The organism is Lentzea sp., from assembly GCF_035525475.1.
GTDB lineage: Bacteria > Actinomycetota > Actinomycetes > Mycobacteriales > Pseudonocardiaceae > Lentzea.
Genome location: NZ_DATLEC010000043.1, coordinates 79,062 through 93,835 on the forward strand (window position 1 = coordinate 79,062; position 14,774 = coordinate 93,835).

The 14,774-nt window shown below is 69.6% G+C and carries 13 protein-coding genes; 4 read left to right on the forward strand and 9 right to left on the reverse strand.

Annotated elements, in window-relative coordinates:
- Positions 1-2: 2 nt before the first annotated feature.
- Together VM306_RS07060 and VM306_RS07065 are read left to right on the forward strand one after the other, a co-directional pair.
- Complete coding sequence (locus VM306_RS07060; RefSeq protein WP_325512161.1) at positions 3-656, forward strand: nitroreductase family protein; 654 nt, start codon at positions 3-5, stop codon at positions 654-656.
- A gap of 84 nt (positions 657-740) precedes the next feature.
- Positions 741-1,208, forward strand: coding sequence for a phospholipase (locus VM306_RS07065; RefSeq protein WP_325512163.1), 468 nt, complete (start codon positions 741-743; stop codon positions 1,206-1,208).
- 52 nt (positions 1,209-1,260) lie between these two features.
- Here the strand turns inward: VM306_RS07065 and VM306_RS07070 are convergent, their stop codons facing one another.
- Positions 1,261-3,651 (reverse strand): DNA translocase FtsK, encoded by a 2,391-nt coding sequence (locus VM306_RS07070; RefSeq protein WP_325512166.1) that lies wholly within the window; start codon positions 3,649-3,651, stop codon positions 1,261-1,263.
- Positions 3,652-3,769: 118 nt separating this feature from the next.
- Here VM306_RS07070 and VM306_RS07075 point away from each other — a divergent pair, with 118 nt between their 5' ends.
- Positions 3,770-4,543, forward strand: coding sequence for a lysophospholipid acyltransferase family protein (locus tag VM306_RS07075; RefSeq protein ID WP_325512168.1), 774 nt, complete (start codon positions 3,770-3,772; stop codon positions 4,541-4,543).
- Here the strand turns inward: VM306_RS07075 and VM306_RS07080 are convergent.
- Together VM306_RS07080 and VM306_RS07085 are read right to left on the reverse strand one after the other, a co-directional pair.
- Complete coding sequence (locus tag VM306_RS07080) at positions 4,440-5,120, reverse strand: hypothetical protein (protein ID WP_325512170.1); 681 nt, start codon at positions 5,118-5,120, stop codon at positions 4,440-4,442. The two genes, VM306_RS07075 and VM306_RS07080, sit on opposite strands and share 104 nt — an antisense overlap.
- 48 nt (positions 5,121-5,168) lie before the next feature.
- Positions 5,169-7,940 carry an AfsR/SARP family transcriptional regulator gene (locus VM306_RS07085; protein ID WP_325512172.1) on the reverse strand — a complete coding sequence of 924 codons (2,772 nt, stop codon included), beginning with the start codon at positions 7,938-7,940 and terminating at the stop codon, positions 5,169-5,171.
- A gap of 137 nt (positions 7,941-8,077) precedes the next feature.
- Here VM306_RS07085 and VM306_RS07090 point away from each other — a divergent pair, with 137 nt between their 5' ends.
- Complete coding sequence (locus VM306_RS07090; RefSeq protein ID WP_325512174.1) at positions 8,078-8,692, forward strand: class I SAM-dependent methyltransferase; 615 nt, start codon at positions 8,078-8,080, stop codon at positions 8,690-8,692.
- 66 nt (positions 8,693-8,758) lie between these two features.
- Here VM306_RS07090 and atpB read toward each other — a convergent pair whose 3' ends face one another.
- From atpB to VM306_RS07120, 6 genes are all read right to left on the reverse strand, one after another.
- Positions 8,759-9,556 carry a F0F1 ATP synthase subunit A gene (gene atpB, locus VM306_RS07095; RefSeq protein WP_325512176.1) on the reverse strand — a complete coding sequence of 266 codons (798 nt, stop codon included), beginning with the start codon at positions 9,554-9,556 and terminating at the stop codon, positions 8,759-8,761.
- A gap of 442 nt (positions 9,557-9,998) precedes the next feature.
- The gene (locus VM306_RS07100; protein WP_325512178.1) at positions 9,999-11,678 is read right to left on the reverse strand and encodes a ribonuclease J; all 1,680 of its coding nucleotides are present in this window, start codon (positions 11,676-11,678) and stop codon (positions 9,999-10,001) included.
- A complete protein-coding gene (gene dapA, locus VM306_RS07105) occupies positions 11,675-12,571 on the reverse strand; it encodes a 4-hydroxy-tetrahydrodipicolinate synthase (RefSeq protein WP_325512180.1) in 897 nt (298 codons plus the stop codon). The genes VM306_RS07100 and dapA overlap by 4 nt, the downstream gene beginning before the upstream one ends.
- A 19-nt stretch (positions 12,572-12,590) precedes the next feature.
- The gene (locus tag VM306_RS07110; protein WP_325512182.1) at positions 12,591-13,202 is read right to left on the reverse strand and encodes a TIGR03085 family metal-binding protein; all 612 of its coding nucleotides are present in this window, start codon (positions 13,200-13,202) and stop codon (positions 12,591-12,593) included.
- A 19-nt stretch (positions 13,203-13,221) separates the two neighbouring features.
- The gene (locus tag VM306_RS07115) at positions 13,222-13,635 is read right to left on the reverse strand and encodes a hypothetical protein (protein ID WP_325512184.1); all 414 of its coding nucleotides are present in this window, start codon (positions 13,633-13,635) and stop codon (positions 13,222-13,224) included.
- 2 nt (positions 13,636-13,637) lie between these two features.
- Positions 13,638-14,774: serine/threonine-protein kinase (locus VM306_RS07120; protein ID WP_325512186.1), on the reverse strand; the 1,137-nt coding region annotated here is incomplete at its 5' end.

Below are 14,774 nucleotides of genomic sequence, written 5' to 3' on the forward strand. Positions count from 1 at the left end.
CGATGTTCGACGACTTCTGGGCCGCCAGCCGGTTCTCCCCGCTGCACCAGCGCAGGCTCGGCGACCGGCTGCGCGAGTTCCGGCCGCAACCGCCGTTGGTCGATCCGCTCGAACTGCCTTCGGCGCCCGTCCCGCTCCCCCGCCCTCACGACCGGCTGCAGAAGCTGTTCCAGGCGCGCAAGAGCACCCGCGAGTTCGCTTCCAAGCCGTTGACGGACAAGCAGCTCGGAACGGTCCTGGGGGCGCTGTCGGACAACAGCGTTCCCTCCGCCGGTGGGCTGAACCCGTTGCGCTGCTACGCGTTCGTCAACGGACGCGCGGCCCGCTACGACATCCGCCGGCACGCCCTGCAGGACATCGGACCGGCCCCGTCGAACCTCGCCGAGATCCTCGGCACGCCCTCCACCCCACCGCTGACGATCGTGCTGGTGCTGGCGGACGAGGAGTCGTTCGAGAAGTACGGCGAACGCGCGGGACGCTTCGGCCTCGTCGAGGCGGGCGCCGCGGCCCAGACCATCTGCCTCCGGCTGGCCCAGCAGAAGCTCGGCGGCTACCTGCTGGGAGGAGTAGCGGACAACGAGATGCTTCACTCTCTCGGGCTACCACGAAAGCTTCGAGTTGCCGCGGCCCTCGCCTGCGGGCACATGATCACCTGACGTTCATCAGATCGTGTCTACCGAGGACTGACGATCACCGGCTACAACTGGGCGAGACCCTGATCACACTTCGAGGAGCTCGCCATGTCGAAGACCCTGCGTTCGGCGTTCGTGGGCGCCGCCGCGACCGTGACCCTGATCTTCACCGGCACCCCGGCACAGGCCGTGGACGCCGTCGCGGTGACCGACGACTACATGTTCTCGAAGTCCCTCAGCCAGTTCACGACACTGCGCTCCCAACAGCCCTACGCCGACCAGCTCGACTGGTCGTCCGACGGCTGCTCGTACTCGCCGGACAACCCCTTCGGCTTCAAGCTCCTGCCCGCGTGCCACCGCCACGACTTCGGCTACCGGAACTTCAAGCGGCAGTCGCGGTTCACCGAGCCGAACCGGCTGCGCATCGACGACAACTTCAAGTCCGACATGTACCACCAGTGCGGCGGCAACTGGACCTGCAAGCGGACCGCGGACATCTACTACGCGGCGGTGCGCGAGTTCGGTGCCGGCGGGTCGTCGACGGCCGCGACCCTGCAGCAGGCCGGCGTGAGGTAGACCGGTCCCGCCCGCCCGCCTCGATCACGCGAGGCGGCCGGGCGGGTCGCCCTCAGACCTCGTCGGCCGGGCCGCCGCCGCGCATCAGGTAGATCACGGACTCCAGCTCGTCCGGCTTGATCAGCACCTCGCGTGCCTTCGAGCCCTCCGACGGGCCGACCACGCCGCGCGTCTCCAGCAGGTCCATGAGCCGCCCCGCCTTCGCGAAGCCGACGCGGAGCTTGCGCTGCAGCATCGACGTCGAGCCGAACTGCGACGTCACGATCAGCTCGGTCGCCTGCACCAGCAGCTCCAGGTCGTCGCCGATGTCGGCGTCGATCTCCTTCTTCTCGCCGGCCTTCTGCGCCGTGACGCCGTCGGTGTACTCGGGCTGCGCCTGGTTCTTGGTGAACTCGACGATCGAGGAGATCTCCTCGTCGCCGACGAACGCGCCCTGGATGCGAACCGGTTTCGAGGCGCCCATCGGCAGGTACAGGGCGTCGCCCATGCCGATCAGCTTCTCGGCGCCCGGCTGGTCCAGGATGACCCGCGAGTCCGTCAGCGACGACGTCGCGAAGGCCAGGCGGGACGGCACGTTCGTCTTGATCAGGCCGGTGACGACGTCGACGGACGGCCGCTGGGTCGCCAGCACCAGGTGGATGCCCGCGGCACGGGCCTTCTGCGTGATGCGGACGATCGCGTCCTCGACGTCGCGCGGCGCGGTCATCATCAGGTCGGCCAGCTCGTCGACGATCGCCATGATGTACGGGTACGGGCGGTAGACGCGCTCGGAGCCGGGGGGCGCGGTGATCTCGCCGGACTTCACCTTGCGGTTGAAGTCGTCGACGTGGCGCACCCGGTTGACCTGCATGTCCTGGTAGCGCTGCTCCATCTCCTCGACGAGCCACGCGAGCGCCGCCGCTGCCTTCTTCGGCTGCGTGATGATCGGCGTGATCAGGTGCGGGATGCCCTCGTACGGCGTCAGCTCGACCATCTTCGGGTCGATGAGGATCATGCGGACCTCGTCGGGCGTCGCGCGGGCCAGCAGCGACACCAGCATCGAGTTCACGAACGACGACTTGCCGGAACCCGTGGAGCCCGCGACCAGCAGGTGCGGCATCTTCGTCAGGTTCGCGGTGACCATGTGGCCCTCGATGTCCTTGCCGAGGCCGATCACCATCGGGTGCGTGTCCTTCAACGTCGACGGTGCGCGCAGCACGTCGCCGAGGCGGACCATCTCGCGGTCGCTGTTCGGCACCTCGATGCCGACCGCGGACTTGCCGGGGATCGGGGCCAGCAGGCGCACGTTGTCCGTCGCGACGGCGTACGCGATGTTCTTGGTCAGCGCGGTGATCTTCTCGACCTTCACGCCGGGGCCGAGCTCGACCTCGTAGCGCGTGACCGTCGGGCCGCGGGTGAAACCGGTGACCTGGGCGTCGATCGAGAACTGGTCCAGCACGCCGGTGATGGCCTCGATCATCTGGTCGTTGGCCTTGCTGCGCGTCTTCGGCGCGTCGCCGTCCTTGAGGACGTCCGGCGGCGGCAGCTGGTAGTCGCCCTCGACGGCGCGCACGGCCATCGCCTGAGCCGGGGCGGCGGCAGCGGCGGCCTTCTTCGACACGGGAGCGGGCTTCGGGGCGACCGGCTCGGGCTCCTCCAGCGGGAGCTCTGCCTGCGGCTCCTCCTCCACGGTCTCCGCGGCCTGACGGCGGCGCGACGGACGGCGCAGGCGAACCGGCTTCGGCTCCTCCTCGACCGGCTCCTCGGCGTCGAAGGGCGGCGCGGTGGGCTCGCGGTGCACGAGGGCGCGAAGTCGTTGCGGCACCTCGCGAACGGGCCAGTGCAGCACGCAGAGGAGGCCGAAGCCGAAGATCATCACGAGCAGCGGGCCGGCGACCCACGGGGTGAGGCCCTGCGCGAGGAACCCGCCGGCGAGGAACCCGAGCGCACCGCCCGCGTCACGCCGGGCGAGCGGGTCCATCGGCAGACCGCCGATGAGGTGGAACATGCCCAGCACGCCGATGGTGATCAGCACACCGCCGACGACGAGCCGGAACCGCTCCTCCGGCTTGGAGTCCGTGGACATCAGCGTCACGCCGATGCCGAGCAGCACGACCGGGACGATCACCGCCGGGAAACCGACGGAGCTGCGCACGGCGACGTCGACCCACTGGCCGACCGGCCCGCCCGCCTGCCACCACACGCCCGCGCCCGTGATGAACGCGAGCGCGATGAGGAACAGGCCGATGCCGTCACGCCGGTGTTCGGGTTCGAGGCCCTTCGTGCCGGTGATAGCACGGACCACGCTGCCGACGCCACGTCCCAAAGCGCCCCACACGGCGCTGATCACCCCGCCGCTCTTGCGCGGAGCGGGCTTTCTGGACGCGGTGGATCGCGCGCGCGGCTTTGCTGGTGCTTTGCCGCGTGACGTGGTCTTTCTCGAAGTCCCTGTACGCCCGGCCATGTCTATAAGGTAGTCCCTTGCGCCCCACCAGCCCCGTTTGCAACCGGGACGCGTGCGAAAGCTCATGGTTCACCCGATCAGGCACGGTGTCGCCGCGACACGCCGTACGCTGCGCGGCGTGTCCACACCGCTCTTCTGGCGCGTGCTCATCGCGATCGACCGGGGCCTCGTCGCACTGACCGGCAAGCTCGAGGTATCGGGCGACATCCCGCCGGAGCTCCTCGGCAAGCCGTTGCTGCTGGCGTCCAACCACATCGGCAACCTCGACCCGATGGTGCTCATCGCGGCCTGCCGCAAGGTGGGCGTCACCCCGCGCTTCATGCTCGCGGGCGGCCTGCTCGACGCGCCGGTCCTCGGTCCAGCCCTCAAGGCGGCGGGTCACCTGCGCGTCGACCGGAGGTCGGCGAACGTCGGCGAGGCGATGCACCGGGCCGTCGAGGCGCTGAGCAAGGGCGGTGAGCCGATCGCCGTCTACCCCGAGGGCAAGATCACGCTGGACCCCGGCATGTGGCCGGAGCGCGGCAAGACCGGCGTCGCCCGCATGGCGCTGGGCGGCGGCATCCCGGTGGTCCCGATCAGCCAGTGGGGCGCGCACGAGGCCGTGTACTGGGGCAACCTCAGCGTCGGCGGGTGGAAGGACGTGCTGCCGTACCTGACGTCGTGGCTGCGCGCGGTCCGCAGGCGGCCGACGTTCAGGGTCCACTTCGGCAAGCCCGTGGAGCTGTCGGACCTCAGGGCCGACACGATGGGCGACGCCCGCCGCGCGCACGAACGGATCATGCTCGCCATCACCGAGGGCCTGGTGCCGTTGCGCCTGGACGAGCCGGACGTCCCGAAGTTCCACGACCCGACGCGTCCGACGACCGGTTCCTCCCCCTGGCGGCCCGCGTGATCGAGTAGGCGATCACCGTCACCAGCATGAACAACGGCCTCGGGCCGCCGCTGTGGAGGCTGACCGCGAAGTCGGCGGCGGGAACGACCAGTGCCACCACGAACATCGCCGTGCTCGCCGTGGGCAGCTTCACCTTCGGGTCCGCCCACGGCGTGCGGCCCCACGGCTTCGCGACGCTCATCCACGCCTGGAACGCGATCGCGCTGATCATGAGCGACGTGCCCACGGGCATCCAGACCGTCACGCGCCCCTGAGCGGCCGCCTCGAGGTTCCCGCTCAGGATGAAGATGCCGACGTAGAGCTGGACGACGGTGATCACGAACTTCGCGAGCACCCACCAGTGCCGGAAGTAGCCCCACGGAGTCGTCGCGCTCAGCATCATGCCGCTGAACGCGCTGATGTTCGCCATGACCGCGAGCACCCGGTGATCGAGGAAACGCGCCATCTCGAACGCGTGGACGTCGCCCGATTCCATGCCGTACAGCAGCAGCGCCAGCAACGCGACGGCTTGGCTCATCCAGCCGACGGACGTGACGACGTGCAACCACACCAACAGGGTTCGAGCGCGCTTCTGCATGACATGTAGCTTGCCTACCTATCGCGGCAGGCACATCGGGGATGTCCCTTAGGAGAGCTCGTGCAGCCGCGCTCGCACATCCGGCATGAGCGGGTGGTCGTAGTCCTCGTAGATCGTCAGCGCTTCCAGCAGGTGCGTTCGCGCCACGTCCGGCTGTCCGGCGCTCGACTCCCCCACTCCGTGCAACGCCTCCGCGAGGCTCTTGCGGTCACCAAGCACGCGCAGAAAGCCGACCGCCTCACGGAACGAGTCGCGCGCCTCGATCCGTTGGCCCAGCTTCAGAAGTGCCCAGCCGATGCTGACCAACGCCATCGCCTTACCGTGCACCGCACCGTGCGAGTCCATCACCTCGTACGCCCTGCGTGCTGACGCCAGCGACTCCTCGTGCTGACCGGCCAGCCGCAGGATGTCGCTCAGGAACAGCCTCGTGCCGCCCTCGCCGAACCACGAACCGACCTCGGCGTGCCGCTCCAAGGCCTCGCCGAACCGTTCCACGGCCAGGTCGAACTGACGCAGGCCGCCATATGCCATGCCCAGGCCCGTGAGGCTCCACGCGGCACCGACGCGGTCGTCGATCTCGCGTCGGATCGCCAGCGCACGGTCGAACAACTCCAGCGCGTCGGCGAAACGCTGTCCACGGAACGCGGCGAGTCCCTGGCCGTGCACTGCCCACGCGCGTACTGCCTGGTTGCCGTCACGCGCGGCAGTGCGTTCAGCGATGCGGTAGGTGCGGGTCCACTCGTCCAGAGCGCTCGACACGATGAAGTAGTTCCACAGCGCGACCGGGATCTGCCACGCCGCCGGCGAGTGCTCGTCCTCGGCGAGCTTCGTCACCGCCAGCAGGTTCGCGGACTCCGTGCGGCACCAGGTGAAAGCGTCGTCGTGCGACGCGAAGTCCTGAGTGGACAGCGGCGGCAGCAGGAACGCCGGGTGGTCCGGTGGTCCGATCATCGCCCCGGCGGCGTTCGCGGTGTCGAGGTACCACCGCAGCAGGCGTCCCACGGCCTCGTCACGGCCACCGGACGACTCCTCGGTGGCGCTGAGCTCCGTGGCGTACAGGCGGAGCAGGTCGTGCAGCCGGAACCGGCCGCGCGCGACCTCCTCCAGCATGTGCCCGCCCGCCAGCACGTCCAGCAACGCCCGCGCCCGCGACACCGGCACCCCTGCCAGGGCGGCGACGGCGTTCAGGCTGATCTCGCCGCCCGGATGCAGGCCGATCAACCGGAACGCCCGCGCCGCATCGGGTTTCAGGGCCAGGTACGACCACGAGAACGCCGCGCGCACGGCCGTGTCCTCGTCGTCGCCCGTGGCCAGCACGTTCAACCGGTCGCGCTCGTCCGCGAGGTCGTCGGCGAGGTCGGCCAGCATGAGGTGCGGCCGCGTGACGACGCGTTCCGCCGCGATGCGCACCGCCAGCGGCAGGTGCCCGCACAGTTCGACGAGCTTCGCCGCGGCGGCGGGTTCGGCGGTGACCCGGTCCGCGCCCACCGCGGACGTCAGCAGCGCCAGCCCCTCGTCGCGAGTGAGCGTCGACAACGTCATCGAGTGCGCGCCGTCGCGCGCGACGAGACCGCCCAGGTGGTTCCTGCTGGTGACGAGCACCATCGACGACGAACGCCCCGGCAGCAGCGGACGGACCTGGTCGGCCAGCCGCGCGTTGTCGAGGAGGACCAGAACCCGTTTGCCGGCGAGGACACTCCGGTACAGCGCGGACTTCGCCGGCAGGTCGTCCGGGATGCGTTCGGCCGGCACGCCGAGGCTCTGGAGCAACGGGGGCAACGCGGCCGCGGGCTGCACCGGCGGTGACGACGCGTCGAACCCGCGCAGGTCGACGTGCAGCTGTCCGTCGGGGAAGCGGGACGCCACCTGGTGCGCGAACCGCACCGCGAGCGCGGTCTTGCCGACACCACCGGTGCCGGTGATCACGACGAGCGCCGGGGAGTGGTCGTGCGGAACGACCTCGGCGAGCTTCGCGAGCTCCTTCTCCCTGCCGGTGAAGTCGCGGATCTCGTGCGGCAGTTGCACAGGAACGAGCGTGGGAGCGGCGGGTTCCGGCTGCGGGTCGTGGCGGCCGACGAGCAGCTGTTCGTGGAGCCGGCGCAGCTCGGGACCCGGCTCGATGCCGAGCTCGTCGACCAGCAGGCGGCGCAGGTCCGCGAAGACGGCGAGAGCCTCCGCCTGTCTGCCGCTGCTGTACAGCGCGGACATCAGCAGGCCGTGCAGCCTCTCCCGCAACGGATGCGCGCTGACCAACGTCGTGAGCTCCGCCGCCACCTCCGCCTCACGGCCGACAGAAAGCATTAACACCGCACGCTGCTCCACGGCCGTGAGTCGCAGTTCGGCCAAGCGCGCGCGTTCGACCGCGGCGAACGGGCCGGGCACGCCGTCCAGGGCGATTCCCCGCCACAGCCCCAGCGCGAGGTCGAACGCGGCGATCGCCTCCGCCGGTTCGTCGCGCAGACGCCCGGCCTCGTCCAGGTGGGTGCGGAACAGGGCGGCGTCGGAACTGCCGGGTGGAAGCCTCAGCAGGTAACCGGAATCCGTCGACAGCAGCACGGAGCTCGGCGCGCGGGAAGCCCGCCCCGGTTCGAAGAGCCGCCGCAGACCGGCGACGTAGGTGTGGATGCCGTTGTCCGCACTGGCGGGCGGCTCGTCGCCCCAGACCGCGTCGATCAGCTCGCTGCGGGACACGACGTGGTTGGCGCGCAAGGCGAGGACGGCGAGCACGGCCCTCTGCCGCGGCGGCCCGAGCGTGAGCTCCTGACCGTCGAGCGTCGCGGCGAGCTCGCCCAGCAGACTGACGCGCAACTCGTTCTGCACCTGTCGTCTCACTTCGTCGCTGTCCGCAGTCGTGTTGCAACCTACCGTCAGGAATCGTCCAGAAGCCATCCAGAAGCCGTACAGAGGGCTTCTCCACACTTCACTCAGGTGGATTGGGCCGAAATGAGGGGGCGGAGATGAACGCGGCCGAGGTCTTCGACACGCTCGGACTGGAATACCAACGCGCGTGGTCGCACCAGCCCGCGCTGCACGGCACCCTCGCGTGGTTCTCCGCGACGCAGCCGGCGGGCTCGCGCGTGCTCGACATCGGTTGCGGCACCGGCGTTCCCGTGGCGCGCACGCTCGCCAAGGCCGGCATGAGGGTCACGGGCATCGACGTCTCCCCGGTGATGGTCGACATCGCGGCCACCCAGGTCCCCGACGCCACGTTCCACAAGATCGACGTGCGCGACTTCGAGTCGCCGCCCGGGTCGTGGGACGTCGTCTGCGCCGTCTTCTCGCTGTTGCAGATGCCGCAGGCCGAGATCCTCGCCGTCCTCGGCCGGATCTCCGCGTGGCTGCGGCCCGGTGGCCACTTCTTCCTCGCCACCGTGCCGATCGACGTGGAACGGGTGACGCTGCCCTGGATGGGCCAGGAGATCGAGGTGTCGTCGTTCTCCGAGGAGAACTTCGAGAAGCACCTCGGCGACGTCGGCCTGCGGGTCGTGCGCCGCAGCCGTCCGGTGTTCACGCCGTCGTTCCCCGGAGCTACGCCCGAGGAGTCGCTGCACCTGGTGTGCCAGCGGCCCTAGGCGTCGGCGAACGGGCTGTGCGTCGGCATCCCTGGTCCGGGGCACAGCCCGTGCTCGCCCGCGGTCCTAATGCTGCTCGGCCAGCGCCCGTCCGATGAAGTGCGCCGACAGCAGGGCGAAGATGTAGGCCTGCAGCACCTGCACCAGCGCCTCCAGGAAGAACAGCGCGATCGCGAGCCCGAAGCCCAGCACCGACACCGGCTTGAGGTAGATCGGCGCGTTGAACAGCACGAACTCGCTGCCGAGCGTGAACACCAGGATCAGCAGGTGGCCCGCGAACATCGCGGCGAACACCCGGATCGCGAGGTTCACCGGGTCGAAGAAGAACTTCAGGATCACCTCGGTCGGGATCAGCAGACCCCACAGCACCGGCTTCGGCACGTCCGGGATGACGAACTGGTTGCGCAGGTAGCCGCGCAGACCGAACTTCCTGATGCCCACGACGTGGTAGAGCGGGAAGATGACCAGCAGCGCGACGGCGAACGGGAACCCGCTGTGCGTGAAGGTCGGGAACTGCACGAACGGGACCAGCCCGTAGAGGTTGTTCACCAGCACGAAGCAGAAGATGCTGACGATCAACGGGACGTACGGCGCGAACTCCTTCGCGCCTATCTGTTCCCGCGCGATGGTGTTGCGGCCGAAGTCGTAGACCGACTCGGCGGCGAACTGCCAGCGCGACGGGATGATCTTCAGGCTCCTGGTGGTGACCAGGAAGAACGTCAGGATGATCACCACCGACAGGACCAGCAGGGCCTGCGGCTTGGTCACGGAGAAGTCGAACGGCAGTCCGAACGGCTCGTGCCAGGTGAACATCGGCGGCAGAAGGACGTCTTCTTTGCCTGGTGGGTGGAACTCGTCGGCCATTGGGCGAACCCCCTCGTCCATGGTCTGAGACCACACTTTATCGAACGAGGGTGGCTCAGGTCACAGCAGGATCACGACGAGGTCCGCCCGCCGGGTCAGCGGACGCCCGGATCCACTCCTGACGGCACCACCACGTCCCGCGGCAGGCCGGTGCACAGCATTCGACCGGCCGCACGTGCCGGAACCCCGCGGGCACTTGTACCGGTACCCGCCACTCACCCGCCCGGTTGTCGACCCCGCGCCCTGCCTGGCCGCCGGGTAGGCGGCGCGCAGGGCGGCTCTCAGCTCGTCGCGGTCCTGGCATCCGCTGACGTCGTCCGGCCCCGGCCGAGCGCGTCGGCCTCACGTTCGCCGTTCTTGCCTCCGCGCACGAGCCACGCGAGCGGTTGTTCCACCTGTCGCCCCCTCCGAAGAGGGGACGACACTGCCCGAGCTGACCAGGTCAGACGGGGATGACCGTCGGCACGATCATCGGCCGGCGGCGGTAGGTCTCCGCGACCCAGCGGCCGACGACGCGGCGCACGGCCTGCGCGACGCGGTGGGTGTCGGTGATGCCCTCGGCCTCGGTCCGCGCCAGCTCCATCTCGACGAGCGGCACGACCTGGTCCAGCGCCTTCGGGTCGTCGGAGAACCCGCGCCCGGAGATCGTGGGCGCCGACACCGGGCGGCCCGTCGTGGTGTCGATGGCGACGGAGATCGAGATGAACCCGCCCTCCCCCAGCACCAGGCGATCGGACAGGGTGGACTCGCCGACGTCGCCGACGGACAGCCCGTCGACGTAGACGTGGCCCACCACGACGCGTCCGGACACCGCGGCCTTGCCGTCCACCAGGTCCACGACGACGCCGTCCTCGGCGATCACGACGTGGTCCTCGGCGACACCGGTGGCCACGGCCAGAGCGGCGTTCGCGCGCAGGTGCCGCCATTCGCCGTGCACCGGCATGACGTTGGACGGCCGGACGGCGTTGTAGAGGAACAACAGCTCGCCCGCCGGGGAGTGGCCGGAGACGTGGACCTTGGCGTTGCCCTGGTGCACCACGGTCGCGCCGAGCTTGGCGAGTCCGTTGACGACGTTGAAGACCGCGTTCTCGTTGCCGGGGATCAGCGACGACGCGAGGATCACCGTGTCGCCCTCGCGGATCGAGATCTGCCGGTGCTCGCCGCGGGCCATGCGCGACAGCGCCGACAGCGGCTCGCCCTGCGACCCGGTGGACACGAAGAGGACCTCGTCCTCCTGCATCCGCATGGCCTCGTCGAGGTCGACGAACAGGCCGTCGGGCACGTTCAGGAAGCCCAGCTCGGACGCGATGCCCATGTTGCGGACCATCGAGCGGCCCACGAACGCGACCTTGCGCTTGTACTGCACGGCCACGTCCAGCACCTGCTGCACGCGGTGCACGTGCGAGGCGAAGCACGCGACGATCACGCGCTGGTCGGCCTTGCGGATCACGTTCTCCAGCACCGGGCCGATCTCGCGCTCGGGCACCACGAAACCGGGCACCTCGGCGTTGGTCGAGTCGACCAGGAACAGGTCCACGCCCTCGTCGCCCAGGCGGGAGAACCCGGCCAGGTCGGTCAGGCGGCCGTCCAGCGGCAGCTGGTCCAGCTTGATGTCACCGGTGTGCAGCACGAGCCCGGCGGCGGTGCGGATGGCGACCGCGAGCGCGTCAGGGATCGAGTGGTTGACGGCGAAGAACTCCAGCTCGAACGGGCCGTGCGAGCGCCGCTCCCCCTCCTTCACCTCCACCAGGCGCGGGTTCTGGCGGTGTTCGCGGCACTTCGCCGCGAGCAGCGCCAGCGTGAAGCGGGAGCCCACGACCGGCAGGTCGGGACGCAGCTTCAGCAGGAACGGGACCGCGCCGATGTGGTCCTCGTGGCCGTGCGTCAGGACGATGGCCTCGATGTCGTCGAGCCGGTCCTCGATGGCGCGGAAGTCGGGCAGGATCAGGTCGACGCCCGGTTGGTCGTCTTCGGGGAAGAGAACGCCGCAGTCGACGACGAGCAGCCTGCCGGCGTGCTCGAACACGGTCATGTTGCGGCCGACCTCGCCAATTCCGCCGAGTGCGACGACGCGGAGGCCGCCTTCCGGCAGTGCGGGTGGCAGTTCGGTCGATTGGGTCACGCGTTGACTCCCAGTTCGGCCGCGATGGCCTCGATGTCCTCGGCGGCGGCCGGCACCAGCGGCAGACGGGGTTGCCCCACGTCCAGTCCGCGCAGGCGCAGCGCAGCCTTCATGTACGTCACGCCGGGAACCCGGCGGAAAGGTCGCAGCAGCGGCAGCAGCGACTCGTGGATCTCCTTCGCGCGCACCACGTCGCCCGACTCGTGGGCGTCGGCCATGTCGCGGAGGCGGTCCGCCGCGAGGTGGCCGATGACGCTCACGAACCCGACGGCGCCCACGGACAGCCACGGCAGGTTCAGCGGGTCGTCACCCGAGTAGTAGGCGAGGTCGGTGTTCGCGATCACCCGGCTGCCCGCGTGCAGATCGCCCTTGGCGTCCTTCACGGCCAGAATCCTCGGGTGTTCTGCCAGACGCAGGATCGTGTCGACCTCGATCGGCACGACCGCGCGAGGCGGGATGTCGTAGAGCATCACCGGCAGTCCCGAGGCGTCGGCGATGGCGGTGAAGTGCGCGAGCAGGCCCTCCTGCGGCGGCCGCGAGTAGTACGGCGTCACGACGAGCGCACCGTGCGCGCCCGCCTTCTCGGCCTGCTGCGCGAGGTGGATGCTGTGCGCGGTGTCATACGTGCCCGCACCGGCGACCACGGTCGCACGGTCGCCCACGGCTTCGACGACGGCCGTGATCAGTGCCGCTTTCTCACGGTCCGTCGTCGTGGGGCTCTCCCCGGTCGTGCCGTTCACGACCAGTCCGTCGTTGCCCAGGTCCACCAGGTGTTTCGCCAGTTCCTGCGCCTTGGCGAGGTCGATCTCGCCGCGTGGGTCGAACGGCGTGACCATGGCGGTGAGAACGCGGCCGAACGGGCGGTTCGGCGCTGCGTGCGGGCTTGCGGGCATGCGCAGAAACTACCCGAGTTCAGACGCTTCGGTTCAACGACCGCACTCGTCGCACCGCGTCGGCGTCCCCGTTGTATTCCACTCGGGCCTCGTCGCGGCCGAACGCGAGCATCACGAGCTCGGGCACCTCACCCGTGATCACCACGCCGTTCGCGCCCTGCTTCGCGACGACGTGCTCGCCGTCGGGACGCACCAAAGTCACCCCCACGGGCGACGACCTGTACGTCATGCGCGCCGTGAACGGCAGCACCTTCCACAACACGGCCTCGCGCCGAGCGTCGTACGGCCGTGGCTCCCAGTCGGACTGTGCGCGTCGCACGTCCTCGTGGTGCACGAAGTACTCGGCGGTGTTCACGAGGTCGTCGAGCGGCTGGATCCAGAACGGCGGCGTGCGCACCAGGTCGAGGAGCTCGCTCCACGCCTTGTGCGCGTAGTCCTGCTGGACCTTCTCCGTCCACTTCGCGAACACCGGCAGCACGATGCCGGGCGCGGTGTCGGGACGCCGCTCCCTGATCGCGAGGTGCGCGGCGAGGTCCTTGGTCAGCCAGGTGCCGCACAACGTGGGCGCCTCCGGGCCGAGCACGGTCATGAGGTCGACGAGCGCTTTGCGCTCGTCACGGGCAAGACCCACGTGAGTCGTCCTCCTGGGATCAGGACTCGTTCGGCTTGTAGCAGCTGGTGAAGCCGTCCGGTTTCGCGGACTTGTCGGCCATCAGCTTGACCACCTGGTCGCGGTTCAGGTTCTCCGGGTACCCCGGCCAGTCGGGTTCCTGACCGTTCACGTGCAGTTCGTCGAGCCAGTAGCCGGACTGGCCGGAGGTCTTGGCGAACTCCAGGTCGCAGCCCTTGACCCTGACCACGACCTCGATGGTCTTCTCCGAGGACTTGACCGTGCGCTTGCCGACCTTCTTCGACTTCTTCTCCTTCTCCGTGCTGGGCTGGCCGGGGTTGCCGAACCCGGCGGCCTTGAGCTCGGAGACGAACTTGTCCTCGTTGCTCGCGCACGCCGTCAAGGCGGCCGCGCAGCCGAGGGCCAGCAGGACCGGGAGGATCCTTCGCTTCACAGTCAGTTGTCCTTCTTCGCGCTGATGGTGCCGTCCAACTGGCTTCCGTCCTTCTTGCTCGCGACGCAGTAGATCCGGCGCTCCGCGGTGTCGTTCTTGTCCTTGCGCCACGCCGTCTCGGTGGGGATCAGCGTCGTGAGGGTGAGGGTGTCGCCGTCCTTGACCCACTGCGACCTGAGCATCAGCTCGCAGCGGGAGACGCCGAGGTCCGTCAGCGCCTCGGCACCGGGGTACGCCGCGTCGGGCATGGTCGAGGTCACCGGCAGCGTCTCGACCGCGTCGTACACCTCGAAGTCGTGCGGCTTGTCGCACTCCTCGCGCGCGTCCGAGTCGAGCTGCTTCGTCGGCGCGACCTGGCCGTTGCCGCACAGGTTCTCCGACAGCCCGAAGACGGGGACGTCGCCGCCCTCGCCGTAGGTCAGGGTGGCGCTGTTGCCGCCGCCCGGTGCCGTGAACCAGCTGTGCGCGTAGATGCCACCGGTGAACGCGGCCGCGGCGATGGCGACGGCGGCGACGATCGCGAGGACGCGGTTGCGCTTCCTCTTCGCGGGGTCGACGGTCGCGGTGGCCTGCTGGTACTGCTGCGTGGCCTGGGGCGGGATGCCGGTGGGCGGCGTCGGCTGGTTGCCGATGCTCGCGAGCATCGCGCGGGCCTGCGGACCGGACAGCCGGGCGTTCGGGTCGGCGATCAGCAGACCGGTGATGACGGCACCCAGAACGCCGGTCGCGCGGGTCAGCCGCGGGGTCTCGCTCATGATCGCGTGCAGCGTCGAGGCCGTGGAGGAGCGCTCGAACGGGCTCCAGCCCTCGACGGCGTAGCAGAGGGTCGCTCCCAACGCCCACAGGTCGGACGCGGGGCCCGCCTCGTGTCCGTGGATGCGCTCCGGCGACATGTACGCGGGCGAGCCGATGAGGCTGCCGCTGGTCGTGAGGCGCGGGTCGTCGACGGCCTGGGCGATGCCGAAGTCGGTGAGCTTGAGCTTGCCGTCCTGGCGGATCATCAGGTTGCCGGGCTTGACGTCGCGGTGCACGATCCCGGCCTGGTGCGCGGTCTCCAGCGCGGACAACGCCTGCAGCGCGATCGACACGACCTGGTTCGGCGGCATCGGGCCGTGGGTGCTGATCAGCGTCGACAGCGT